We start from the raw sequence: 24,043 nt of genomic DNA, 5'->3' as shown, positions 1-24,043 counted from the left end.
GCGGTGACTCTTTCAGTTCATGTCACAGCCTGTGTTGGCTGTCGTGCTTCTCGTACGCGTCGACGATACGGCCGACGAGCTTGTGCCGGACGACATCCTGGGAGGTGAGCCGGGAGAAGTGCACATCGTCGATGTTCTCCAGGATGTCCTGGACCTGGCGCAGACCGCTCTTGGTTCCGTTCGGCAGGTCGACCTGGGTGACATCGCCGGTGACGACGATCTTGGAGTCGAAGCCGAGCCTGGTGAGGAACATCTTCATCTGCTCGGCGCTGGTGTTCTGCGCCTCGTCGAGAATGATGAACGCGTCATTCAGCGTGCGACCGCGCATGTAGGCCAGCGGCGCCACCTCGATCGTCCCGGCCGCCATCAGCCGCGGGATCGAGTCCGGGTCCAGCATGTCGTGGAGTGCGTCGTAGAGCGGGCGCAGATACGGATCGATCTTGTCGAAGAGCGTGCCCGGAAGAAACCCGAGCCGCTCGCCCGCCTCGACCGCGGGCCTGGTCAGGATGATCCGGCTGACCTGCTTGGACTGCAGGGCCTGCACTGCCTTGGCCATGGCGAGATAGGTCTTGCCGGTGCCCGCGGGACCGATGCCGAACACGATGGTGTTCTTGTCGATGGCGTCGACATACCGCTTCTGGTTGAGCGTCTTGGGGCGGATGGTGCGACCGCGGCTGGAGAGGATGTTCTGGGTGAGTACCTCGGCGGGTGTCTCGCCCCCGGGTTCCCCATCGCCGCTCTCGCTTGTCCGGAGCATGGCGATCGAGCGTTCCACTGCGTCCTCCGTCATCGGCTGCCCGGTGCGGAGCACCAGCATCATCTCGTCGAACAGGCGCTGGATCAGGGCGACATCCGCCGCCCCTCCCGTGGCACTGATCTCATTGCCCCGGACATGGATGTCGGCCGCCGGGAACGCCGCTTCGATCACGCGCAGCAACGAGTCGCCCGACCCGAGGAGCATCACCATGGGGTGTGCGGCCGGAATCCTGATCTGGGCACGTGCCTGCGGCTGTGTGGGTGACTGAGTCATGGGCCGGCCCTCGGGCCTGCGCATACCTCCCGTTGCAGGGCCGTCGCTGCTCGACAACCTCTGGACCACCAGCCTACGGCTCCGCACTGACAACGCCGAGAGGTTTTAGCCCACCGTGCGTGCCGTTTCACGGCGCGCGGAAGCCGATCGTCGGTACGGCCCTGCGCAGGGGCCAGGACCGGGCCGCCGCGGGCAGCAGGTCCTCGAGGAAGGCGTAGCGGCGCAGCGCTGCCAGGTCCTGCCCTTCACAGGTCCGCACCTGCTGCCACCAGGCGGCCACCTCGGCCCAGCCGGGCGCCGACAGCGAGCCGCCGAACTCCTGCACCGACAGCGCCGCGGTCAGTCCGGCGAACGCGAGGCGGTCGGCGAGCGGCCAGCCCGCCAGCGTGCCGGTCACGAAGCCGGCGACGAAGACGTCGCCGGCGCCCGTGGGGTCGAGCGCCTCGACGGCGATGGCGGGCACCGATGCGGCCTCGCCGGTCGAGCCGTCCACCGCGTAGGCACCTTCCGCGCCCAGCGTGACCACCGCGAGCGGCACCATCTCGGCCAGGGCGTGCGCCGCGGCGCGCGGGCAGTCGGTGCGGGTGTAGCGCATCGCCTCCTCGGCATTGGGCAGAAAGGCCTCGCAGTGCCGCAGGTCGGGCAGGGCCGCCAGATCCCAGCGTCCGGTCTCGTCCCAGCCGACGTCGGCGAAGACCTTCGTGCCGCGGCTCGCGGCGCTGGCGACCCACTCCTCCCGGCTGCCGGGGCCGAGCGATGCCACCGCCGCCCTGGCCCGGGGCGGGCAGTTGGGATAGCTCCCGGCGGGCGGCGGGGCCTGGTGGCCGTGCGAGACCATGGTCCGCTCGCCCTCGTACGCCATCGACACGGTGACCGGCGAGTGCCAGCCGGGCACCGTGTGGGACCGCGAGAGGTCGATCTGTTCGCCCTGCTCCAGGGCGTCCCAGCAGTATTCGCCGTAGTGATCGTCGCCGAAGGCGGCGGCGAGCGAGGTGCGCAGTCCGAGCCGGGCCAGCGCGGTGGCCATGTTGGCCACCCCGCCGGGGCTCGATCCCATGCCGCGCGCCCAGGACTCGGTACCGCGTACCGGGGCGCTGTCCAGTCCGGTGAAGATGATGTCCAGAAAGACCGTGCCGGTGAGGAAGACGTCGCACTCGGGGTCCTGGGGGGCGCGCAGCCCGTCCAGCGGGTCGAGAGTCTTGTTGTCGTAGACCACCCTGCGCTCCCCGGTTGCGGTGCAATCAGGCCAGTCTGCCCGATCCCTCGCCCCGGCCGCTGTCACCAGCGCGGCAGAACCGGCCCCGTCCAGTCCTCGTACCCTGTGCCCTTGCGCATGGCGGCCGCGTCGTCACGGTCGCGCATGGTGCCGTCGTCGTCGAGCCAGCGGCGGTGCAGAGCGGCGAGTTTCTCGCGGTCGAGTTCGACGCCGAGGCCCGGGGCCCCGGAGACCGGGAGGCGGCCGTCCGTGAAGACATGACGGGCGGTGATCACGTCGTCCGTCTGCCACGGGTAGTGGCTGTCGCAGGCGTAGTCCAGGTTGGGCACGGTGGCGGCCACATGGGTCATCGCGGCGAGGCTGATACCCATATGGGTGTTGGAGTGCATGGAGAGTCCGACACCGAAGGTGCGGCAGATCGCGGCCAGTTCACGGGTGGCGTGCAGTCCGCCCCAGTAGTGGTGGTCGGAGAGAACGACCTGGACCGCGTCGGTGAGGAATGCCTCACGGATCTCCGGGACCGTCGTCACACACATGTTGGTGGCGAGGAGGACGCCCTCCTGCCGTCCGCCGGCCCCCCTGCTCCCCGCGCCTTTGACGGCCGCCGAGACCTCGGCCATGTTCGCCGTGCCGGAGGTCGGGTCCTCCAGGTATTCGAGCACGTCGGCCAGTTCGGCCGCGACCTTCAGCGAGGTCTCGGGGGACCAGCCGCCGTTGGGGTCGAGCCGCAGCGGGTGGCCCGGGAAGGCCTCGGCCAGGGCCTTGATCGCTGCGATCTCCTCGGCCGGCGGGAAGACCCCGCCCTTGAGCTTGAAGGAGGTGAAGCCGTAGTCGTCCACGAAGCGCCGCGCCTGCGCGACGATGCCGGCAGGGTCCACGGCCTCTCCCCAGGAGTCCCGCTCCCCCGCACCGTCCGGGTGTTCGGCCCAGCGGTAGAAGAGATACGCGCTGTACTCGACGGTGTCGCGCACCTTTCCGCCGAGCAGCGCGTGCACCGGAAGCCCCTGGACCTTGCCCAGCGCGTCGAGGCAGGCCACCTCGAAGGCCGAGAAGACGGACAGCCGCAGTTTGTCGGCGGTCTGGATACCCCGCAGGCCCCCCACGTCGACCGCGTCCTCGACCCGCGCCTCGTCGATGCCGACCTGCTGGGCGAGGGCGGCCAGGCCGTTGAAGTCGGCGATGGAGTGCCCGGGCAGCAGCTCCGCGTACGGGCGTGCGATGTCCAGGTACTTGGTGTCGCCGTAGGTTTCACCGATGCCGGTGACCCCGTCCTCGGTGACGATCTCGACGACCAGCCGGGGGGTGTACGGCTGGTGCACACCGTGCACATTGAGCAGCGGCGGGTCCGAGATCAGCACCGGCGTGAGCCGGACTTCGGCGATCGTCAGGTTCCTGGAGGGCTTCTGCGTCATCGGGTGGCTCCTGCGAGGTCGAGTCCGGTGTTGAGCAGCGCGTCGAGGGCCGCGAGGTCGTCGCGTCCCGGGTCGGTCAGCGGCGCGCGCACCGGCCCCACCTGATGGCCGCGCAGCCGTGCCGCGGCCTTGACCAGGGACACCGCGTAGCCGGGGACCCGGTCGCGGAGCTCGACCAGCGGCACGTAGAAGCCGCGCAGCAGGGTGTCGATCCGGTCGTGATCGCCCTTGGCGAGGGCCGTGAAGAAGGCCCCGGCGATCTCGGGTGCGAAGGCGTGGACGGCGGAGGAGTAGGCGGGAACGCCGACGGTGGCGTAGGCGCGTGCCTGGATCTCGGCGGTGGACGCGCCGTTGAAGAACAGGAAGCCCTCGGGCGCCGCGAGCGTCAGCCGCTGGAGCCGGTCGAGGTCGCTGTGCCCGTCCTTGAGTCCGACGACCCCGGGGATCGCGGCGATGCGGCGCAGTGAACCGGCGGTGAAGGTGACCTGGCCGCGCTGGTAGGCGATGAGCGGCAGCCGGGTCCTGGCGGCGATCTGCTCCAGCTGCGCGACCAGTCCGTCCTGCGGTGCGGCGACGAGATAGTGCGGCAGGACGAGCACGGCGTCGGCGCCCGCCTCCTCCGCGATCCGCGCGAATCTGACGGCCTGGGCCCAGCCGTAGCCGATGCCGGCGACCACCGGGACGCGCCCGTCGGCCGCCTCGACCGTGGCCGTGACGACCCGGCGGTACTCGTCCTCGTCGAGCGAGAAGAACTCGCCGGTGCCGCAGGCCGGGAAGACAGCGCCGGGGGCGGCCGCCAGCTGGGTCTCCAGATAGCTCCGGTAGCCGTCGACGTCGAGTTCGCCTTCGGCCGTGAAGCTGGTCAGCGGGAAGGAGAGGACCCCGCGGGCCATGCCCGTCCTGAGCCGGTCCACCGCGACTGTCTCCGTATGTAGATGCTGTCTACGCATGAAGATGGACATTAGATAGATGAACGCCGGGCGTCAAGAGTGCCCGCGCGACGTCTTAGGATCTGCGCATGCCAGAGACCGGAGGGGTACGCGAGGTGAAGTCGGCGGGTCGCACCGTCGAGCTGCTCGAAGTGCTGGCCGCACGGGGCGACCGGCCGGCCAGGCTGCTCGAACTCGCCGAGGAGCTGGGCGTGCCCCGCAGCTCCATGTACGCGCTGCTGCAGACCCTCATCGACCGCGGCTGGGTCCGTACCGATGCGACCGGATCGCTCTACGGTATCGGCATCCGCGCCCTGCTGACCGGCACCAGCTATCTCGACACCGATCCCCGGGTGCGGGTGGCGAAGCCGTATCTGGACGAGGCGTCAGCGGCGCTGGGCGAAACCATCCACATGGGCCGGTTCGACCGCGGTGACATCGTCTACCTCGCCACCCGCGAGTCGCACGAGTATGTGCGTACCCTCAGCCGCGTCGGCCGCAGGCTGCCCGCGCACGTCGGCGCGCTGGGCAAGGCCCTGCTCGCCGAACGGGACGAGAGCGCGCTGCCGGACGGCGATCTCGAACGCTTCACCCCGAACACCCTCCCCGACCGGGCGTCGCTCGCCGCCGATCTGCTGCGGGTGCGCGAGCGGGGTTACTCGATCGACCGCGAGGAGGGGGTCTCCGGCATCGTCGGCTTCGGCTTCGTGCTGCGTTACGACCGTCCCGCTGTCGACGCGATCAGCTGCTCGGTGCCGGTCGCCCGGATGACGGACGAGCACGAGCGGCAGATCGTCGCGACGATGCGCGAGGTAAGGGAGAAGATCGAGACGGCGGTTCCAGCGCTGCCGGGCGCGCCCGACTGGCGCTGAGCCGCCGCGGTCAGCCCAGGTCGAGATCGGCGTCGAAGTCGTACTCCTCCACCTCGGCCAGGTAACGCGCCCTGCGGTCCTCGTCGTCGTCCAGGAAGGCGGCCAGGAAGGAATTGCGGGCCAGGGTCCGCAGCTCCTCGCGGCCGAGCCCCAGCGCCTCGTGCACGGCGTGGAAGGTGTCGCCCGCATAGCCGCCGAAATACGCCGGGTCGTCGGAGTTGACGGTGCAGAGCAGCCCGGCGTCCATCATCCGCCGCAGCGGGTGCTCCTCCAGGGTGTCCACCGCACGGAGCCTCACGTTCGACAGCGGGCACAGCGTCAGCGGCACCCTGTCCCGCACCAGCCGCTCCACCAGCGCCGGGTCCTCGATCGACCGCAGGCCGTGGTCGATGCGCTCCACCCCGAGGATGTCCAGCGCCTCCCAGACGTACGCGGGCGGCCCCTCCTCGCCCGCGTGCGCGACCTTGCGCAGCCCGAGCGCACCGGCCGCCTCGTACACCTCACGGAATTTCGACGGCGGGTGCCCGACCTCGGCCGAGTCGAGACCGACCGCCGCGATCCGGTGCAGATGCGGCTGGGCGGCCTCCAGCGTCCGCAGCGCCGAGTCGGCCGAGCTGTCCCGCAGGAAGCACATGATGAGCCGGGTGGAGATTCCGTGCCGCTCCTCGCTGCGCTCGAGCGCCCGCGAGATCCCCTCCGCCACCGTCGCGAACTCCACCCCGCGTGCCGAGTGCGCCTGCGGGTCGAAGAAGATCTCCGCGTGGCGTACCCCCTGGGCGGCCGCGCGCGCCAGATAGGCGTCGGTGAGCTCCTCGAAGTCCTCGGCGGTGCGCAGCACGGCCATCAGCCCGTAGTACAGGTCGAGGAACGACTGCAGATCGCTGAAGAGATAGGCCTTGCGCAGCGATTCGGTGTCCGGGTAGGGCAGCTCGACGCCGTTGCGGGCGGCGAGTGCGAAGGCGAGCTCGGGTTCCAGCGTGCCTTCGATGTGCAGATGGAGTTCGGCCTTGGGCAGGCGGTGCACAGGAAGGCGGTCAGGGAGGTGGTGCATGGGGGGATCTCGCTCAGCTCGATGAGGGTTCAGGTTGCGGGGATGTGCCGGGTGGGGACGGGGACACGCATGAGATCGGCGGCGATGGTCAGCTCCCCGTCGAATCCGGCGGCGCGCGCCTGCCGCCCGAATTCATCGGGGTCGGGGTACCGCTGGGAGAAGTGGGTCAGTACGAGATGCCGGACGCCCGCGTCCCGCGCCACCCGGGCCGCCTGGCCGGCGGTCAGATGGCCGTGGTCGGCGGCCAGCTGTTCGTCCTCGTCGAGGAAGGTCGACTCGATGACCAGCAGATCGCAGCCCTCGGCGAGACGGTACACACCGTCGCACAGCCGGGTGTCCATGACGAACGCGAACCGCTGCCCGCGCCGCACTTCACTGACCTGGTCGAGGGTGACGCCGTCGGCCTCGCCCTCCCGCTGGAGCCGGCCGATGGCCGGCCCGGTCACCGAGTGCGCGGCCAGTTTCTCGGGCAGCATCCGCCGCGCGTCGGGTTCGGTCAGCCGGTAGCCGTACGCCTCGACGGGGTGCGAGAGCCGGTGCGCCTCCAGGGTGTATCCAGAGGTCTCGGCCAGCACCCCGCCGTCGCCGGTGGCCGGCAGCTGCGCCAGCTCGGCCGTCTCCCGGTACGCGGTGGCGTGACGCAGCCGGTCGAAGAAGTGCTGTCCGCTCGACGGGTAGTGGGCGGTGATCCGGTGCGGGACCCGGTCCAGACTGATCCGCTGGATCACCCCGGCCAGGCCCAGCGAGTGATCGCCGTGAAAGTGCGTCACACAGATCCGGTTGATGTCGTGCGCGGCGACGCCGGCGTGCAGCATCTGGCGCTGGGTGCCCTCGCCCGGATCGAAGAGGATGCCCTCGCCGTCCCACCGCAGCAGATACCCGTTGTGGTTGCGGTGCCGGGTGGGCACCTGGCTCGCGGTCCCCAGCACCACCAGTTCGCGTACGGACAACGCAGCTATCCGGGGGGCCAGTTGAGACCGCGGCCGCCCAGCACATGGGCGTGCGCGTGGAACACCGTCTGACCGGCACCCGACCCCGTGTTGAAGACGACGCGGTAGCCCGTGCCGTCCACCTTCTCGTCCGCGGCGACCCGGCCTGCCTCCTCCAGCACGTCCGCGGCGATCCGCGGTTCGGCGGCGGCGAGGGAGGCCGCGTCCGGGTAGTGCACCCGGGGAATCACCAGGACGTGCGAGGGGGCCTGGGGATTTATGTCGCGGAAGGCCACGGTCGTTTCGCTCTCGCGGACGACGGTCGCCGGGATGTCCCCCGAGACGATCTTGCAGAACAGGCAGTCGGACTGCGGTTCTCCCGCCATGCGGCGACTCCTCGGTGGTCGTGTTGATCAGTACGTGCCCATGCTAGCCGGGAGGCCGGTGGCGGCACGGAGGGCTCGGGGGGGCGTCACCAGGCCGCACCCCCCGGCCGGGGTTACGGCAGCGGGGGCGGGGTCTTCGCCGGGTTCTCCGCCAGCGCCGCGAGTGCGATCCGGATCGCCTCGTCCAACTGGGGGTCCCGCCCCGCCGCATGGTCCTGCGGCGCCTGCGCCACTTCGACATCCGGGTCCACACCGTGGTTCTCGACACCCCAGCCGTAGCCCTCGAGCCAGAAGGCGTACTTGGGCTGGGTCACCAGCGTCCCGTCGACGAGGCGGTACCGGCTGTCGATGCCGACGACGCCGCCCCAGGTCCGGGTGCCCACCACGGGGCCGATGCCCAGCGCCTTGATCGCGGCGTTGACGATGTCCCCGTCCGAACCCGAGAACTCGTTGGCCACGGCGACCACGGGGCCTCGCGGCGCGTCTCCCGGGTAGCTGTACGGGGTCATACCGCGCGGGAGGTCCCAGCCCACGATCCGGCGGGCCAGCTTCTCCACGACCAGCTGCGAGGTATGACCGCCGCGGTTCTCCCGGACGTCCACCACCAAGCCGTCCCTGGCCACCTCCACCCGCAGATCACGGTGCAGCTGGGCCCATCCGTTGCCGACCATGTCGGGGACGTGCAGATAGCCGATGCGGCCACCGGAGTGTTCATGGACGTACGCCCGTCGTCCGGCCACCCAGTCGTGATAGCGCAGCGGCTCCTCGTCACCCGTCGGGACGACCACCACATGGCGCGGGTCACCGCCGTCGACCGGTGCGACCGTGAGCTCGACCGGCCTGTCCGCCGAGCCGGTGAGCAGCGGTCCCGGGCCGGCGACCGGGTCGACGGGCCGGCCGTCGACGGCCAGGACCGCGTCTCCGGCGCGCATCGCCACCCCGGGCGCGCCGAGCGGGGCCCGCGCACGCGGATCGGATGTCTCCGCGGGAAGGATCCGGTCGATGTGCCAACGGCCGTCGGAGCCTCGGGAGATGTCCGCGCCCAGCAGCCCCTGGCGGGCCGAATCGTCGCGCCAGCCGGCCGGCGGTGTCACGTAGGCGTGCGAGGTACCCAGCTCGCCCTGCACCTCCCACAGCAGGTCGACCAGGTCGTCATGGGTGGCGATGCGCTCCAGGATCGGCCGGTAGCGGGCCAGCACCCCGTCCCAGTCGATGCCCCCCATGTCCGGCAGCCAGAAGTTGTCACGTGCGATGCGGCCGTTCTCGTCGTACATCTGCCGCCATTCGGCCGCCGGGTCGAGGGTGCGGCGGATACGGGCGAGGTCGACGGTGATGCTGCTGTCGGAGTCCTCGTCGTCGGAGGACGGGGCCCGGCTGTCGGACGGGACGACGCGCAGCGAGCCCTCCGTCTGCAGCACCAGCCGTTTGCCGTCGCCGCTCACCTCGAAGTGATCGGCGTCGGACGCGATCTCCTCGCTGCGCAGCTTCTCCAGGTCGTACCGCTCCAGCACCGTGCGCGGCCAGGGTGCGTCAGGGGTGGCCCTGGTCGTGCCCAGGACTCCGCGCAGCGGATGGCGCAGCCAGAGCAGGCCGTCCTTGGCGGCACGCAGCGTGGAGTAGCTCGCCGCCTCCACGGGCAGCGGCACGATCCGGTCGGCGAGCCCTTCGAGGTCGATACGGGTGACCGGCAGTGCGCTGGGTGCGTCGTGCTCGTCGGCGTCCCTGTCCTTCTCGGCGGCACGGCCGTGGCGCTGCGGGCCGAACGGCGAAGGCGTGGTGGCGGCGAGCGTCAGCAGATGCGGACGGCAGGCGCCGATGAACGCCAGGTCGAAGACGTGTGCGTCATAGATCGGGTCGAAGGCCCGCTCGGAGAGGAAGGCGAGGTGCTTGCCGTCGGTGGTGAACGCGGGCTGGAAGTCCCGGAAGCGCAGCGGTGTCGCCTCGGCGACGGAGAGGTCCGCGAGGTGCGCGAGCTTCAGCTGACGCAGCGGCTGCGGACCGGGGTGCGACCAGGCGAGCCAGGCCGAGTCGGGAGAGAAGACCAGCCCCGATGCGTCGCCGTCAGCACTGCGGTCGACCTCGTGCACGTCGCCGGACTCCCGCTCGACGATCAGCACCCGCCCGTCGTGCGCGGCGACCGCGAAGCGGCTGCCGTCGGGGGCGGCCGCCAGACTCAGGACCCGGCCGATACGTCCCTGGGCGAGTCGGCGGGGCGCGGCTTCCGGGGCGGCGCCGGTGGCGGGCGCGCACTCCAGGGCGTCCTCGCCCTCGGCGTCGGTGACCCAGACGACGTGCTCGGTGCCCTCGGACCTGAAGGTGCGCGGCAGCCGGGCGCGTACCCCCGGCTCGGTGGCCAGCGCGCGTGCCGGGCCCTCCCGGTGGGTGACCCAGTGGACGGCACCCCTGGACTCGACGGCGCTGCCCCGGCCCGTGCGGTCCGGGGACACCGCACCGATGCGGTGCACGCCGCTCACGGGGTGCGGCTGCAGATCGGCCCGCTGTCCGCCGGGCCTGATGTCCAGCCGGCGCGGCTCGGCCCCCTCGAGGTCGTCGACGATCCACAGCTCACCCGCGGATGCGTACACCACACGGGCCCCGTCGGTGGCCGCCTGGCGGGCGTAGAACCCGTCAACTCCGCTGTGGCGGCGCAGATCCGAGCCGTCCGGGCGGGACGAGTACAGCGCGCCGACCCGCTCGTGGTCGGAGAGGAATGCCACCCTCCCCGGCGCCGTCCCCCGCGCTCCGGCGTCCGATGCGTCCTCCCCCACCCACATCGGGCACTCGATGTTCCCTTCGATGTCCTGGTGGAGCCGTACGAAGTCGCCCCCGGCCTCCCCGGTCCACAACTTGCCCGCGGTGCCGCCCCGGTAGCGCTTCCAGTGGGCGGCCTCGCGCCCCATGGTGGCCGAGAGCAGCAGCACCCGCCCGCCGGGCCCGTACGCGAGGGAGCCGACAGGGCCGTACGGCAGGGTCCTCGCCGGACCTCCGTCGACCGGCACGGCCCGCGCCCAGCTGCGGCGCAACGAGGCCTGGCCGTAGGTGCTGATGGCCAGCACCTCGCCCTCCGGCGTCCAGCCGCGGACGGATGTCCTGGCGTCACCCCAGTAGGTCAGGCGCTTCGAAGGGCCGCCATCGGCCGGCGCGAGATGCACTTCGGGCGCCCCGTCCCGGGTGGACGTCCAGGCCACCCACCGGCCGTCGGGAGATATCCGTGGATGGTCGACGGGCCGGTTGTCGGCGCTGACACGCCAGGCGCGGCCGCCGCCGAGCGGGGCCATCCAGACGTCGTCCTCTGCGGTGAAGGCAATCAATTCGCCCTGGATATGCGGAAACCGGAGATAAGCAGGCTGCGTCACATGGATCACCCTAAGGGCTGTCCGTAGTCCCTGGTGGATTACGTACGGCGCCGGATGCGGTGCATCGCAAGGCGGCGGAACATCCGCATACGTGGCGTATTCGGGTGCTCCCGATGCGGCGGGACGGCGTCGCTGCCGTCCTGCGCCCGCCACGGACGACGGGACAGCCCTCAGGCCGTCATCCGGCCGTCGGAGCCGGAGTTGCGGTTCTCCCGGGAGCGCCCCCGGCCGGCCGGGCGGGTGGTCACTTGCCCGGGTACTGCGTCACCGTCACCGTGACGGTGACCGTCGGCCGGGCCCCGCCTCCTGTGCCCGGCGGGTTCGCCCCGCTGCTCGTCGGGGCGGCGTCGCAGTTGCCCAGAAGTGTTGCCCGGAAGGCGAGTTCGCCACCTACCCGGCCCGTCAGGTCCCCACGCACACACCGGCCGTCGACCGCCTTGGTCACCTTGCCCTTGACGGTGATGTCCTTGCCGTTCTTCGTCCTGCCCTGGCAGTCGACCTTCGCCACACTCCGCGCGGAGGCGGACGGCGAGGGCGTCACCCTGGTGTGCCCGTAGTCGGCCTTCCCGTCGTCGGCGGTACAGCTCAGCCACTGGACCCCCACACCGTGGTGTTCCAGGGCGCTCGTCGCGGTGCGGTCGGTCGTGTAGGCGACCGAAGCGGTGTCCAGTCCGCCGACCGGGTCGCAGGCGGTGACGCCGGCGACAGCCGCGGCAGCGGCGGCGGCCGCGAAAACCGGCCCGTAGTGTGCTCGTCTCATTGCCCCCATGAAGGGCAGGGTCCCACCGGCGCGGGTGAGCCGGTAGGTGTCTTGCGGCCACATCACCCGGGTGGGCGAGGGGAAAACAGCCGCGTTCCTCCGTAACGCCCGGCTCCCGGGGGCGCTATGGGCGACCTTCGCCCCGTCGCGACACCCGGCACGCACTCCCGCTGCCCGCTCATCAATGGACGGACAACGCCCGCCTGCGCACCGGGGGCGCGAAGTGCACTACCCCCAGCGCCCGGTACGCCCCAGCAGGAGCGCTGCCGCTGCGGTCCCCGCGGTGGATGTCCTGAGCACACTCGCGCCCAGCCGGCTGGTCCTCGCCCCCGCATCCGCGAAGACCGCCAGTTCCTCCGGGGACACTCCCCCTTCGGGGCCGACGACCAGCACGATCTCCCCCGCGGAAGGCAGCTCCACCGCGGCCAGTGGGGCGCTCCCGTAGTCCCGGTCCTCGTGCAGGACAGCGGCGAAGTCCGCTTCGGCCAGAAGTGCGGCAACCTGTTTGGTGCTCGCCGCGTCCGCGACCTCGGGGAAGCGCGTCCGGCGCGACTGCTTGCCGGACTCCCTGGCCGTACTGCGCCATTTGGCAAGGGACTTGGCGCCCCGCTCGCCCCGCCACTGGGTGATGCAGCGGGCGGCCTGCCAGGGCACGATCGTGTCGACGCCGGTCTCCGTCATCGTCTCGACCGCGACCTCGCCGCGGTCCCCCTTGGGGAGTGCCTGGACGACGGTGATCCTCGGCACGGGCGGCGGCTCCTCGTGCCGGGTGCCGAGTTCCACGACCAGACGGTCCTTGCCCTCGGCCGCCAGGACCACGCAGTCCGCCCACCGGCCGCGGCCGTCGGTCAGCACGATGTCCTCGCCCGCCCGCAGCCTCTTCACGGACACCGCGTGCCTGCCCTCGGGGCCCTGCAGTACGAAGGTGCCGCCGGGGCCCGGTCCGGCACTGCCGAGGTCCTCCGCGACGAAGACAGGGGCGGTCACGGCCTGCCCCGCTCCGCCGACGCGGCGCGCGCCGCCTCCAGTTCGGCGACCAGCACGTCGACCAGCCGGCCGGCCGGCAGGTCACGGGCCAGCCGGTGCCCCTGTCCGGCCCACAGCGCCATGCCCTGGGCATCGCCCACCCCGGCCGCGGCCTTGCGCAGTCCCGCGGTGAGGTGGTGCACCTGCGGATAGGCGGCGGGCGCGTACGGACCGTGCTCGCGCATGAAACGGTTGACCAGCCCCCGGGCCGGGCGGCCGGAGAACGCCCGGGTGAGCGCCGTCCGCACGAACAGCGGATTGGTCAGTGCCTGCTTGTGCAGCACATGGGCTCCGGACTCGGGGCACGCCACGAACGCGGTGCCGAGCTGCGCCGCGTCCGCGCCCGCCGCGAGCACCGCGGCGACCTGGGAGCCGCGCATCAGGCCCCCGGTCGCGATGACGGGCAGCTGAACGGTCTCCCGCACCAGGGTGATCAGTGCGAGCAGCCCGATCCCCGTCCCGTCGGTCTGCGGGTCGTCGCGGTGGGTGCCCTGGTGCCCGCCGGCCTCCACACCCTGGACGCAGACAGCGTCGGCACCGCACCACTGGGCGGCCTGGGCCTCTTCGGGGGTGGTGACGGTGACAATCGTGAAGGTGTTGACCCGGTCGAAGGCGTCGAGGACATCGCGCGACGGGCATCCGAAGGTGAAGGAGACAACCGGTACGGGGTCGTCCAGCAGTATGGCGAGCTTGGCCTCGTAACCGTCGTCCGAGCTGCCGAGCGCGTCCCCGAGCGAGGTTTCGTACCAGGTCGCCTCACCGGCGAGCTGATGGCCGTAGACCTCGACGGCGGAGGGGTCGGCGCTCTCCGGCTGCGGCATGAAGAGATTCACCCCGAAGGGCAGTCCGGTGAGACCGCGCAGCTGTTTGATCTCCTCGTACATGCCGTCGGCGGTCTTGTACCCGGCGGCGAGAAATCCGAGGCCGCCCGCCTCGCTGACGGCCGCGGCGAGCTGCGGGCCCGAAGCACCGCCCGCCATGGGGGCCTGCACGATCGGATACCGGCAGAGATCGGCGAGTGCGGAGGACATGACTGCATCGTGTCACGTCCTCCGCACCGTATCGAACCGATGTCCCGCGGTCCGCGGGACCGGACGGCTACCGCCCGTTGAACGCGTCCTTCAGCCGGGAGAACAGGCCCTGCTGACCCGGCTGGAACTGCCCGGTGGGCCGTTCCTCGCCGCGCAGCTTGGCGAACTCCCGCAGTATCCGCTCCTGCTCGGGGTCGAGCTTCGACGGGGTCAGCACCTCGACGTGCACGATCAGGTCACCCCGGCCGCCACCACGCAGATGCGTGATGCCGCGCTGGTGCATCGGAATCGACTGGCCGGACTGGGTGCCCGGCCGGATGTCGACCTCCTCCAGTGCGTCCAGCGTCTCCAGCGGCACCTTGGTGCCGAGAGCGGCTGCCGTCATGGGAACGGTCACCGTGCAGTGCAGATCGTCTCCGCGCCGCTGGAAGACCGCGTGCGGCAACTCGTGGATCTCGACGTAGAGATCGCCGGCGGGACCGCCGCCCGGGCCGACCTCGCCCTCACCCGCGAGCTGGATCCGGGTGCCGTTGTCGACCCCGGCCGGGATCTTGACCGTGAGCGTGCGGCGGGAGCGGATGCGACCGTCGCCCGCGCACTCCGGGCAGGGAGTCGGCACGACCGTGCCGAAACCCTGGCACTGCGGGCACGGCCGCGATGTCATGACCTGGCCCAGGAAGGACCGGGTGACCTGCGAGACCTCGCCGCGGCCGCGGCACATGTCGCAGGTCTGCGCCGACGTACCGGGGGCCGCGCCCTCACCGCTGCAGGTCGTGCAGACCACAGCGGTGTCGACCTGGATGTCCTTGGTGGTGCCGAAGGCCGACTCGTTGAGGTCGATCTCCAGTCGGATCATCGCGTCCTGGCCGCGCCGCGTCCTGGACCTCGGCCCACGCTGGGACGCCGTTCCGAAGAAGGCGTCCATGATGTCCGAGAAGTTCCCGAAGCCGCCCGCGCCGAAGCCGCCGGCGCCACCGCCGCCGGCCTGTGACAGCGGGTCGCCGCCGAGGTCGTAGACCTGCTTCTTCTGCGGGTCCGACAACACCTCGTAAGCGGCGTTGATCTCCTTGAAGCGTTCCTGCGTCTTGGGATCGGGATTCACGTCCGGGTGGAGCTCGCGCGCCAGCCGCCGGAATGCCTTCTTGATCTCGTCCTGGGAAGCGTCGCGGCGCACGCCGAGAACGGCGTAGTAGTCCGTGGCCACTTACGACTCCGCCAGGATCTGTCCGACGTAACGTGCCACTGCGCGTACCGCTCCCATCGTTCCGGGGTAGTCCATGCGGGTCGGTCCGACCACGCCGAGTTTGGCGACTGCCTCGTCGCCCGAACCGTAGCCGACGGCGACGACCGATGTGGACGTCAGTCCTTCGTGGGCGTTCTCATGCCCGATGCTCACGGTCATGCCCGAGTCCTCCCCGAGCAGTTTGAGGAGCACGACCTGCTCCTCGAGTGCTTCCAGCACCGGCCTGATGGTCAGCGGGAAGTCATGTCCGAAGCGGGTCAGATTGGCGGTTCCGCCGATCATCAGCCGCTCCTCCGTCTCCTCGACCAGGGTTTCCAGCAGGGTCGAGAGGACGGTCGTGACAGTCCCCCTGTCCTCCTGGTCGAAGGACTCGGGAAGATCCTGCACCAGTTGGGGCACATCTGCGAAACGGCGCCCCACCACCCGGCTGTTCAGCCGGGCCCTGAGGTCCGCCAGCGACGTGTCACCGAAAGGCGCCGGACAGTCGATCATGCGTTGCTCAACCCGTCCGGTGTCCGTGATCAGCACCAGCATCAACCGGGCGGGGGCAAGTGAGAGCAATTCCACGTGCCGGACCGTGGAACGGGTCAGCGACGGGTACTGCACGACGGCGACCTGCCGGGTCAGCTGGGCCAGCAGCCGCACCGTCCGGCCCACCACGTCGTCGAGGTCGACCGCGCCGTCCATGAAGTTCTGGATGGCGCGCCGCTCGGGCGACGAGAGGGGCTTGACGCCCGCGAGCCGGTCCACGAACAGCCGGTAGCCCTTGTCCGTCGGGATGCGCCCTGCGCTGGTGTGGGGCTGGGCGATGAAGCCCTCGTCCTCCAGGGCGGCCATGTCGTTGCGGATGGTGGCCGGCGAGACGCCGAGCCGGTGCCGCTCGGTGAGCGCCTTGGAACCGACCGGCTCCTCGGTGCCCACGTAGTCCTGGACGATGGCGCGCAACACTTCGAGTCTGCGTTCGCTGAGCACCGCGCACACCTCCAGTTGTCGATCGTCGGCGGGGCCTGCCTGGCACTCGGTGCGTTCGAGTGCCAGCGACCTCCCAGTGTACGGCGGAGAGGTTCACCCCTGGCAAGCACGGCCCGTCACGCTATCGCGCCGCTGCGGGCCATTTGCGGATAGCGTCTCGGTATGGACGTCACTTGGGAAGACTCCGGCTGGGAACACCTTGCCGCAGATGTCGGCCGGCGCCGTCTCCCCGGCTGGGACGCGACCGTCGGACTGGTCGCGGGCCGGGATGCGGTACTGCTCTACGACACCGGCTCGTCGCTCGGCGAGGGCTCCGCGATCCGCGCCGGGGTGGCGGAGCTGCTGGGCCGGGAAGTGACGCACATCGCGTTGAGCCACCCGCATTTCGACCACGTGCTGGGGACCGCCGCCTTCCCGGGCGCCCGGGTGTACGGAGCGGTGGGTGCGGACCGGCTCCTCACCCGCGGCTCCCGCGGCGCGGGCGCGCTGCGCGACGACGCGGTACGTCACGGTCTCCCGCAGGCCGAGGCCGACGAGGCGGTGGACCGGCTGGTCGGGCCGCACCATCCCGTCTCCGGTGAACTGTCCCTCGATCTGGGCGGCCGGCAGGTCGTCCTGGCGAACATCGGCCCCGGGCACACCGGCCACGATCTGGTGCTCCTCGTCCCGGGCAGCCCCGATGTGATGTTCTGCGGCGACCTCGTCGAGGAGTCCGGCGAGCCGCAGGCGGGCCCCGACGCGGTGCTGTCGCAGTGGCCTGCCGCCCTTGACCGGTTGCTGGCGCTGGGCGGCGAGGACGCGCTGTACGTGCCGGGCCACGGGGCTGTGGTGGACGCCTCCTTCGTCCGTGCCCAGCGGGATGTGCTGGCAGCGCGCTCACGGGTGTCGTAGCGTCTGCGGAATGCGCAGCTACAGCCCCGACTTCACGCCGCCGTGGAAGAAGCAGACGCCTGCCCCCGAGGTCGCGGCCGAACACGATCTGGTCGTCGAGGAGGTCACCACCGGGTTCTGCGGTGCGGTCGTCCGGTGCGAGAAGACGGCCGAGGGGCCGACCGTCACCCTGGAGGACCGCTTCGGCAAGCACCGGGTCTTCCCGATGCCCCCGCGCGGCTTCCTGCTGGAGGGCCGCCCGGTCACCCTCGTACGGCCCGCGGCGGCGCCGCGGCGCCCCGCCCGCACGGCCTCGGGTTCGGTCGCTGTCCCCGGAGCCAGGGCCCGGGTCGCCCGAGCCGGGCGGATCTACGTGGAGGGCCGCCACGACGCGGAACTGGTGGAGCGGGTGTGGGGCGACGACCTGCGGGTCGAGGGCGTGGTCGTGGAGTATCTGGGCGGTATCGACGATCTCCCCGCGATCGTGGCCGAGTTCGCACCGGCGGCGGACGCCAGGCTCGGGGTGCTGGTCGACCATCTGGTGCCCGGTTCGAAGGAGTCCCGTATCGCGGCGGAAGTCACAGGCGACCACGCGCTGGTCGTGGGCCACCCCTTCATCGACGTCTGGGAGGCGGTCAAACCCGCCGCGGCCGGGATCGAGGGGTGGCCCGCGGTGCCGCGCGGTGAGGACTGGAAGACGGGCGTGTGCCGGGCTCTGGGGTGGCCGGAGAACACCGGTGCGGCCTGGCAGCGGATTCTCTCCGGGGTGCGGTCCTACCGGGACCTGGAGCCGGAGCTGCTGGGACGGGTGGAGGAGCTCATCGACTTCGTGACGGCCCCGGCCTGAACCCTGAACAGTGTGCGGGCTCCGGACCTGGAAGGACGCCGCAACGGCGCCGGATCGCTACGGGAAAGGGGCGGGCCGGAACAGGGCCGGCGGCGCGGTCCGGCCGGGCCGGGGCGTCGCGCTGCGGCCCCGGGCGCGCGCTCAGTCCACCAGGTCCCTGACCACCGCGTCGGCCAACAGCCGCCCCCGCAGCGTCAGCACGGCCCGTCCCTCCTCGAAGGGCCCGGCCGACAGCAGCCCGTCCGCCAGCGCCCGGCGGGCCGCCGCCAGCCCGGCGGGAGCGAGGATGGAGAGCGGGCACCCCTCGAGCAGCCGCAGTTCGAGCAGGATCCGTTCCACCCTGCGGTCCTCGTCGGGCAGGATCTCGCGGCCGGCCCCCGGAGACCTGCCGGAAGCCAGGGCCGCGGCGTAGGCCCCCGGATGCTTGACGTTCCACCAGCGCACGCCGCCCACATGACTGTGCGCTCCGGGGCCCGCGCCCCACCAGTCCGCCCCCCGCCAGTACAGCTCGTTGTGGAGACAGCGCGCCGCGTCGGTGGTCGCCCAGTTGGAGACCTCGTACCAGGAGTAGCCCGCCTCGGCCAGCACGGAGTCCGCGATCAGATAGCGGTCGGCGTGGACGTCGTCGTCGGTCATCGGGACCTCGCCGCGCCGGATCCGCCGGGCGAGCCCGGTGCCCTCCTCGACAATGAGCGCGTAGGCGGAGATGTGGTCGGGACCCGCCCCGACGGCAGCGGCCAGCGAGGCCCGCCAGTCGTCGTCGGACTCCCCGGGCGTGCCGTAGATCAGATCGAGATTGACGTGGCCGAAGCCCGCGGCGCGCGCCTCGGCGACACATTCCTCGGGCCTGCCGGGCGTATGCGTACGGTCCAGGACCTTCAGCACATGCTGCCGGGCGCTCTGCATCCCGAACGAGATCCGGTTGAAGCCGCCCTCCCGCAGAGCCGCCAGATAGGCCGGGCCGACGGACTCCGGGTTGGCCTCGGTGGTGATCTCCGCGTCATCGGCAAGACCGAACTCATCGCGGACCGCACCGAGCATCCGCACCAGGTCGGAGGCGTCGAGCAGGGTCGGCGTGCCGCCGCCGACGAACACCGTCCGCACCGGGCGGGGGTCGTCGCCGAGCACCTTGCGGGCCAGCCTCACCTCGTCGATCAGGTTCGCCGCGTAGCTGTCCTGGGAGGCCGCCACACCGCCGGAACTCCGGAGCTCCGTCGCGGTGTAGGTGTTGAAGTCGCAGTAGCCGCAGCGCGTCGCGCAGTACGGCACGTGCAGATAGAACCCGAGCGGCCGCTCACCCGCGCCTGCCAGGGCATGACCGGGCAGCGCCCCGTCGTCGGGCACGGGCTCACCATCGGGCAGTACGGAAGGCATGCCTCCATTGTCACCCGGCCGGCAGGTCTCCCGGCCCGCGGTGGTGGCAGCGGGCCGGGCCCGAGGGCCGGCCCGCTGCCACCACCGCGGTCCTCCGGGCCGGAACACGGCCCGTGCGACGGGTCAGGCCTCGCGCGAACCCGCGTACATGTCCTCGATGAGCGCCTTGTACTCGCGCTCCACCACCGGGCGCTTCAGCTTGAGGCTGGGTGTCAGTTCACCGTGCTCGATGTCCAGGTCGCGGGGCAGCAGCCGGAACTTCTTGACCGTCTGCCAGCGCTGCAGCCCCTCGTTGAGGCGCGTGACATAGCCCTCGATCAGCGACTCGACGGCCTTGGACGCCACCACGTCGGCGTACGTCCTGCCGCCGAGGCCGTTCTCCTCGGCCCAGCCCAGGATGGTCGGCTCGTCGAGCGCGATCAGCGCGGTGCAGAAGTTGCGGTCGGCTCCGTGCACCAGAATGTTGGAGACGAACGGGCACACCGCCTTGAACTGCCCCTCGACCTCGGCCGGCGCGATGTACTTGCCGCCCGACGTCTTGATGAGGTCCTTCTTGCGGTCCGTGATCCGCAGGTAGCCGTCGGCCGACAGTTCGCCGATGTCGCCGGTGTGGAACCAGCCGTCGGACTCCAGCACCTCGGCGGTCTTCTCCGGCAGCCGGTGGTAGCCCGCCATGATGCCGGGGCCGCGGAGCATGACCTCGCCGTCGCCGGCGATGCGCACCTCGGTGCCGGGCAGCGGCTTGCCGACCGTGCCGGTGCGGTAGGCCTCACCCGGGTTGACGAAGGACGCGGCGCTGGACTCCGTCAGGCCGTACCCCTCCAGGATGTGGATGCCCGCGCCGGCGAAGAAGAACCCGATGTCGGGGGCGAGCGCGGCCGATCCGGAGACGCAGGCGCGCAGCCGTCCGCCGAACGCCTCACGGATCTTGGCGAACACCAGCGTGTCCGCGACCTTGTGCTTGGCGGCCAGGGCGAACGGCGCCGTCGCGTTGCCGGTACGGCGGAAGTTGTCCTGGGTGACCTTCGCGTGCTCGCGGGCCACCTCGGCGGCCCACTGGAAGATCTTGTACTTCGCGCCGCCACCGGCTCTCGCCTTGGCAGCGACGCCGTTGTAGACCTTCTCGAAGATCCGCGGCACCGCCGCCATGTAGGTCGGCTGCACCACCGGAAGGTTCTCGATGATCTTGTCGACCCGGCCGTCGACCGCGGTGACATGGCCGACCTCGATCTGGCCGGAGGTCAGCACCTTGCCGAAGACATGGGCCAGCGGCAGCCAGAGGTACTGGACGTCGTCCTTGGTGATCAGCCCGGTCGAAACGGTGGCCTTGGCCATGTACGACCAGTTGTCGTGCGGCAGCCTGACGCCCTTGGGCTTACCGGTGGTGCCCGAGGTGTAGATCAGGGTGGCGAGCTGATCGGCCGTGATGGCCCCGATCCGCTCCCGCACCGCTTCGGGCTGCTTCTCCAGGAGGGCCGCGCCGCGGGCCTCGAGCTCGGCGAGCGAGATCACCCAGCCGCTGTCGTCCGGGGCGATACCGGAGGCGTCGATCACCACCACATGGGTGAGATGGGGCAGCTCCGCCCGCCGCTCCTGCGCCTTGGCCAGCTGCGCGGCGTCCTCGGCGATCAGCACCCGGCTCTCGGAGTCGGAGAGGATGTACGCGGACTCCTCGGCGTTCGTCGAGGGGTAGATCGTGGTGGTGGCCGCCCCCGCGCACATCACCCCCAGGTCGGCGAGGATCCACTCGACCCGGGTGCTCGAAGCGAGCGCGACGCGCTCCTCCGGCCTGACCCCGAGATCGATCAGACCGGCGGCGACGGCGTACACCCGCTCCGCCGCCTGGCCCCAGCTCAGCGACTTCCACTCATCGGGTCCGTCGCCGGAGGCGGCCGGGACGGGGAAGCGGTACGCCTCGGCGTCCGGGGTTTCCGCGACCCGCTGGGTGAAAAGGGTCGCCACGGAGGGCGGCCGGCTATCGATCAAAGTCTGTGTGTCGCTCACGACGTCGTCCTCCGGGCCTGCGGGCAGCACTGCGCGACTGGCTGGTGGCTGGTATTTGAACTGGCGAGTAACTAAGCATCAGAGTAGAGCGCCCTTCTCCGCCACGTAAGAGGGGCCGGACGTGCGCTTCATAACGAACGGGTCCCCGCGCCGAAGCGCGGAGACCCGTCGCACGCCTTCCGGAACCCGGTCCCGGCCTGCGGTCTGTCTGCTTCTCGGCCGGTCTTCCGGCCTATGTCCCGGCTACTTCTTCGCCTTGCTCTCGCCGCCGGACTCGTCGGTGGACAGCACAGCGATGAAGGCCTCCTGCGGAACCTCCACATTGCCCACCATCTTCATCCGCTTCTTGCCCTCCTTCTGCTTCTCCAGCAGCTTCCGCTTGCGGGAGATGTCACCGCCGTAGCACTTGGCGAGGACGTCCTTGCGGATGGCGCGGACGGTCTCGCGGGCGATGACCCGGGCACCGATGGCCGCCTGGATCGGCACCTCGAAGTTCTGCCGCGGGATGAGCTTCTGGAGCTTGGCGACCAGCCGCACGCCGTAGGCGTACGCCTTGTCCTTGTGCGTGACGGCGGAGAAGGCGTCGACCTTGTCGCCGTGCAGCAGGATGTCGACCTTGACCAGCTGGGCACTCTGCTCACCCGTCGGCTCGTAGTCGAGCGAGGCATAGCCGCGGGTCTTGGACTTCAGCTGGTCGAAGAAGTCGAAGACGATCTCGGCGAGCGGCAGGGTGTAGCGGATCTCGACCCGGTCCTCGGAGAGGTAGTCCATACCGAGCAGGGTGCCCCGGCGGTTCTGGCAGAGCTCCATGATCGCGCCGATGAACTCGCTGGGGGCGAGGACCGTGGCACGGACGACCGGCTCGTGCACCTTGTCGATCTTGCCCTCGGGGAACTCACTCGGGTTGGTGACGGTGTGCTCCGTGCCGTCCTCCATCTCCACCCGGTAGACCACGTTGGGCGCGGTGGCGATGAGTTCCAGGTTGAACTCACGCTCCAGGCGCTCACGGACCACATCGAGGTGGAGCAGCCCGAGGAAGCCGACCCGGAAACCGAAGCCCAGGGCCGCGGATGTCTCCGGCTCGTACACCAGAGCGGCATCGTTGAGCTGGAGCTTCTCCAGGGCCTCCCGCAGGTCCGGGTAGTCCGAGCCGTCCAGCGGATAGAGCCCGGAGAACACCATCGGCTTGGGGTCCTTGTAGCCGCCGAGTGCCTCGGTCGCCCCCTTGTGGAGCGAGGTGATGGTGTCACCGACCTTGGACTGCCTGACGTCCTTGACGCCGGTGATGATGTAGCCGACCTCGCCCACCCCGATACCGTCCGCCGGGGTCATCTCGGGGGACGAGACACCGATCTCCAGCAGCTCGTGGGTGGCGTTGGTGGACATCATCCGGATGCGCTCACGCTTGTTGAGCTGACCGTCGATGACCCGTACATAGGTGACGACACCACGGTAGGAGTCATACACCGAGTCGAAGATCATCGCGCGGGCCGGGGCGTCGGCATTGCCGACCGGCGCGGGAACGTCCCTGACCACCCGGTCGAGCAGCGCGTCCACACCGACACCGGTCTTCGCCGAGACCTTCAGCACGTCCTCCGGCTGGCAGCCGATGAGGTTCGCCAGCTCCTCGGAGAACTTCTCGGGCTGGGCGGCCGGCAGGTCGATCTTGTTGAGCACCGGGACGATGGTGAGGTCGTTCTCCATCGCCAGGTAGAGGTTGGCGAGGGTCTGCGCCTCGATGCCCTGAGCGGCGTCGACCAGCAGGACGGTCCCCTCGCAGGCCGCGAGGGAACGTGAGACCTCATAGGTGAAGTCCACGTGACCCGGGGTGTCGATCATGTTGAGGACATGGGTCGTGCCCTTGTCCTCTCCCGCGGAGGGCGCCCAGGGCAGCCGGACCGCCTGGGACTTGATCGTGATGCCGCGCTCGCGCTCGATGTCCATACGGTCGAGGTACTGAGCGCGCATCTGCCGCTGGTCGACGACACCGGTCAGCTGGAGCATCCGGTCGGCAAGGGTCGACTTGCCGTGGTCGATGTGCGCGATGATGCAGAAATTGCGGATCAGCGCCGGGTCGGTACGGCTCGGCTCGGGCACGTTGGTAGGAGTCGCGGGCACGCAGGGTCCTGATTCTTGAGACGGCGGGCGTCTCGTCTCGGGCGATGGCGGATCGATACGTAGGCACCATGGTCCCATGACTGGGAGGCCGCGGGCCGTCCCGTAGCCCCCGGGGCCCGTTTTGGGGCCGTGGGCGGGCTGCTGGTACCGTGGACAGCTGTGTCTGGTCGCCTATCCGGCGGCAGGACACGACCCAAGATCGAATCATCGAACCTGTAAAGGCTCTTTCGTGGCGAACATCAAGTCCCAGATCAAGCGGAACAAGACGAACGAGAAGGCGCGCCTGCGCAACAAGGCCGTCAAGTCCTCGCTCAAGACCGCGATCCGCAAGGCCCGTGAGACCGCTGCGGCCGGCGACCTCGAGAAGGCCACCGCGGCCGCTCGCGAGGCCTCCCAGAAGCTCGACAAGGCCGTCAGCAAGGGTGTCATCCACAAGAACGCCGCCGCCAACAAGAAGTCGGCGCTGGCGCACAAGGTTGCCGCCCTCCAGGGCTGAGACTTCACCGATCGACCGCCGGCCGGGATTCAGCGGACCCTCTCTACCGCTCCCGTCCGGCAAGCAAGACCGTGCCGCACGCGGACGCGTTCGCCACGCGGGTGCGGCACCACCAGAAGCG

20 protein-coding genes are annotated in these 24,043 nt (G+C 70.7%); 4 read left to right on the top strand and 16 right to left on the bottom strand.

Going from position 1 to position 24,043, the window contains the following annotated elements; translation table 11 throughout:
- Positions 1-22 precede the first annotated feature (22 nt).
- The 4 genes from OHS16_RS21550 to OHS16_RS21535 form a co-directional block, all read right to left on the bottom strand.
- Complete coding sequence (locus OHS16_RS21550) at positions 23-1,030, bottom strand: PhoH family protein (protein ID WP_328538867.1); 1,008 nt, start codon at positions 1,028-1,030, stop codon at positions 23-25.
- A gap of 127 nt (positions 1,031-1,157) precedes the next feature.
- Positions 1,158-2,246: a carbohydrate kinase family protein gene (locus OHS16_RS21545; protein WP_328538866.1), complete on the bottom strand. Its 1,089-nt coding sequence runs from the start codon at positions 2,244-2,246 to the stop codon at positions 1,158-1,160.
- Positions 2,247-2,308: 62 nt separating this feature from the next.
- Entirely contained in the window at positions 2,309-3,658 is a 1,350-nt protein-coding gene (locus OHS16_RS21540) for a glucarate dehydratase family protein (RefSeq protein ID WP_328538865.1), read from the bottom strand.
- Positions 3,655-4,608 carry a 5-dehydro-4-deoxyglucarate dehydratase gene (locus OHS16_RS21535; RefSeq protein WP_328538864.1) on the bottom strand — a complete coding sequence of 318 codons (954 nt, stop codon included), beginning with the start codon at positions 4,606-4,608 and terminating at the stop codon, positions 3,655-3,657. Before OHS16_RS21535 ends, OHS16_RS21540 begins: the two co-directional genes overlap by 4 nt.
- 68 nt (positions 4,609-4,676) lie before the next feature.
- Between OHS16_RS21535 and OHS16_RS21530 the strand changes: the two genes are divergently transcribed.
- Entirely contained in the window at positions 4,677-5,459 is a 783-nt protein-coding gene (locus OHS16_RS21530) for an IclR family transcriptional regulator (protein WP_328538863.1), read from the top strand.
- 10 nt (positions 5,460-5,469) lie between these two features.
- Here the strand turns inward: OHS16_RS21530 and OHS16_RS21525 are convergent, their stop codons facing one another.
- The 9 genes from OHS16_RS21525 to hrcA all read right to left on the bottom strand — a co-directional run bounded on the left by OHS16_RS21525 (position 5,470) and on the right by hrcA (position 16,213).
- Positions 5,470-6,510: an adenosine deaminase gene (locus OHS16_RS21525; RefSeq protein WP_328538862.1), complete on the bottom strand. Its 1,041-nt coding sequence runs from the start codon at positions 6,508-6,510 to the stop codon at positions 5,470-5,472.
- Between the two features lie 29 nt (positions 6,511-6,539).
- Positions 6,540-7,460: a ribonuclease Z gene (locus OHS16_RS21520; protein ID WP_328538861.1), complete on the bottom strand. Its 921-nt coding sequence runs from the start codon at positions 7,458-7,460 to the stop codon at positions 6,540-6,542.
- Between the two features lie 5 nt (positions 7,461-7,465).
- Positions 7,466-7,825 carry a histidine triad nucleotide-binding protein gene (locus OHS16_RS21515; RefSeq protein WP_328538860.1) on the bottom strand — a complete coding sequence of 120 codons (360 nt, stop codon included), beginning with the start codon at positions 7,823-7,825 and terminating at the stop codon, positions 7,466-7,468.
- Positions 7,826-7,938: 113 nt separating this feature from the next.
- Positions 7,939-11,181 carry a S41 family peptidase gene (locus OHS16_RS21510; protein ID WP_328538859.1) on the bottom strand — a complete coding sequence of 1,081 codons (3,243 nt, stop codon included), beginning with the start codon at positions 11,179-11,181 and terminating at the stop codon, positions 7,939-7,941.
- A 244-nt stretch (positions 11,182-11,425) separates the two neighbouring features.
- Complete coding sequence (locus tag OHS16_RS21505; protein ID WP_328538858.1) at positions 11,426-11,941, bottom strand: hypothetical protein; 516 nt, start codon at positions 11,939-11,941, stop codon at positions 11,426-11,428.
- Positions 11,942-12,169: 228 nt separating this feature from the next.
- A complete protein-coding gene (locus tag OHS16_RS21500) occupies positions 12,170-12,928 on the bottom strand; it encodes a 16S rRNA (uracil(1498)-N(3))-methyltransferase (RefSeq protein ID WP_328538857.1) in 759 nt (252 codons plus the stop codon).
- Positions 12,925-13,998, bottom strand: a complete 1,074-nt coding sequence (locus OHS16_RS21495) for a nitronate monooxygenase (RefSeq protein WP_328538856.1) — start codon at positions 13,996-13,998, stop codon at positions 12,925-12,927. Before OHS16_RS21495 ends, OHS16_RS21500 begins: the two co-directional genes overlap by 4 nt.
- A gap of 67 nt (positions 13,999-14,065) precedes the next feature.
- A complete protein-coding gene (gene dnaJ / locus OHS16_RS21490) occupies positions 14,066-15,202 on the bottom strand; it encodes a molecular chaperone DnaJ (RefSeq protein ID WP_328538855.1) in 1,137 nt (378 codons plus the stop codon).
- The gene (hrcA, locus tag OHS16_RS21485) at positions 15,203-16,213 is read right to left on the bottom strand and encodes a heat-inducible transcriptional repressor HrcA (protein ID WP_328538854.1); all 1,011 of its coding nucleotides are present in this window, start codon (positions 16,211-16,213) and stop codon (positions 15,203-15,205) included.
- A 162-nt stretch (positions 16,214-16,375) separates the two neighbouring features.
- Here hrcA and OHS16_RS21480 point away from each other — a divergent pair, with 162 nt between their 5' ends.
- Positions 16,376-17,104 carry an MBL fold metallo-hydrolase gene (locus tag OHS16_RS21480; RefSeq protein WP_328538853.1) on the top strand — a complete coding sequence of 243 codons (729 nt, stop codon included), beginning with the start codon at positions 16,376-16,378 and terminating at the stop codon, positions 17,102-17,104.
- 10 nt (positions 17,105-17,114) lie between these two features.
- A complete protein-coding gene (locus OHS16_RS21475; protein ID WP_328538852.1) occupies positions 17,115-17,930 on the top strand; it encodes a DUF3097 domain-containing protein in 816 nt (271 codons plus the stop codon).
- 141 nt (positions 17,931-18,071) lie between these two features.
- Here OHS16_RS21475 and hemW read toward each other — a convergent pair whose 3' ends face one another.
- The 3 genes from hemW to lepA form a co-directional block, all read right to left on the bottom strand.
- Positions 18,072-19,304: a radical SAM family heme chaperone HemW gene (gene hemW / locus OHS16_RS21470; RefSeq protein ID WP_328538851.1), complete on the bottom strand. Its 1,233-nt coding sequence runs from the start codon at positions 19,302-19,304 to the stop codon at positions 18,072-18,074.
- 123 nt (positions 19,305-19,427) lie between these two features.
- Positions 19,428-21,308: an AMP-dependent synthetase/ligase gene (locus tag OHS16_RS21465; RefSeq protein WP_328538850.1), complete on the bottom strand. Its 1,881-nt coding sequence runs from the start codon at positions 21,306-21,308 to the stop codon at positions 19,428-19,430.
- A gap of 243 nt (positions 21,309-21,551) precedes the next feature.
- Positions 21,552-23,426, bottom strand: coding sequence for a translation elongation factor 4 (lepA, locus tag OHS16_RS21460; RefSeq protein ID WP_328538849.1), 1,875 nt, complete (start codon positions 23,424-23,426; stop codon positions 21,552-21,554).
- A 229-nt stretch (positions 23,427-23,655) separates the two neighbouring features.
- Here lepA and rpsT point away from each other — a divergent pair, with 229 nt between their 5' ends.
- Positions 23,656-23,922, top strand: coding sequence for a 30S ribosomal protein S20 (rpsT, locus tag OHS16_RS21455; RefSeq protein ID WP_328538848.1), 267 nt, complete (start codon positions 23,656-23,658; stop codon positions 23,920-23,922).
- Positions 23,923-24,043 lie beyond the last annotated feature (121 nt).

It is taken from the genome of Streptomyces sp. NBC_00344 (assembly GCF_036088315.1).
Lineage (GTDB): Bacteria > Actinomycetota > Actinomycetes > Streptomycetales > Streptomycetaceae > Streptomyces.
This window is presented reverse-complemented; position numbering and strand designations above follow the sequence as displayed.

Excerpts from the sequence above, each read along its gene's own strand:
- OHS16_RS21525 (WP_328538862.1), bottom strand. The coding sequence starts at position 6,510 with ATGCACCACCTCCCTGACCGCCTTCCTGTGCACCGCCTGCCCAAGGCC.
- OHS16_RS21550 (WP_328538867.1), bottom strand. The coding sequence starts at position 1,030 with ATGACTCAGTCACCCACACAGCCGCAGGCACGTGCCCAGATCAGGATT.
- OHS16_RS21540 (WP_328538865.1), bottom strand. The coding sequence starts at position 3,658 with ATGACGCAGAAGCCCTCCAGGAACCTGACGATCGCCGAAGTCCGGCTC.
- OHS16_RS21475 (WP_328538852.1), top strand. The coding sequence starts at position 17,115 with ATGCGCAGCTACAGCCCCGACTTCACGCCGCCGTGGAAGAAGCAGACG.
- OHS16_RS21530 (WP_328538863.1), top strand. The coding sequence starts at position 4,677 with ATGCCAGAGACCGGAGGGGTACGCGAGGTGAAGTCGGCGGGTCGCACC.
- OHS16_RS21535 (WP_328538864.1), bottom strand. The coding sequence starts at position 4,608 with ATGCGTAGACAGCATCTACATACGGAGACAGTCGCGGTGGACCGGCTC.
- OHS16_RS21495 (WP_328538856.1), bottom strand. The coding sequence starts at position 13,998 with ATGTCCTCCGCACTCGCCGATCTCTGCCGGTATCCGATCGTGCAGGCC.
- OHS16_RS21515 (WP_328538860.1), bottom strand. The coding sequence starts at position 7,825 with ATGGCGGGAGAACCGCAGTCCGACTGCCTGTTCTGCAAGATCGTCTCG.
- hemW (WP_328538851.1), bottom strand. The coding sequence starts at position 19,304 with ATGCCTTCCGTACTGCCCGATGGTGAGCCCGTGCCCGACGACGGGGCG.
- OHS16_RS21505 (WP_328538858.1), bottom strand. The coding sequence starts at position 11,941 with ATGAGACGAGCACACTACGGGCCGGTTTTCGCGGCCGCCGCCGCTGCC.
- OHS16_RS21480 (WP_328538853.1), top strand. The coding sequence starts at position 16,376 with ATGGACGTCACTTGGGAAGACTCCGGCTGGGAACACCTTGCCGCAGAT.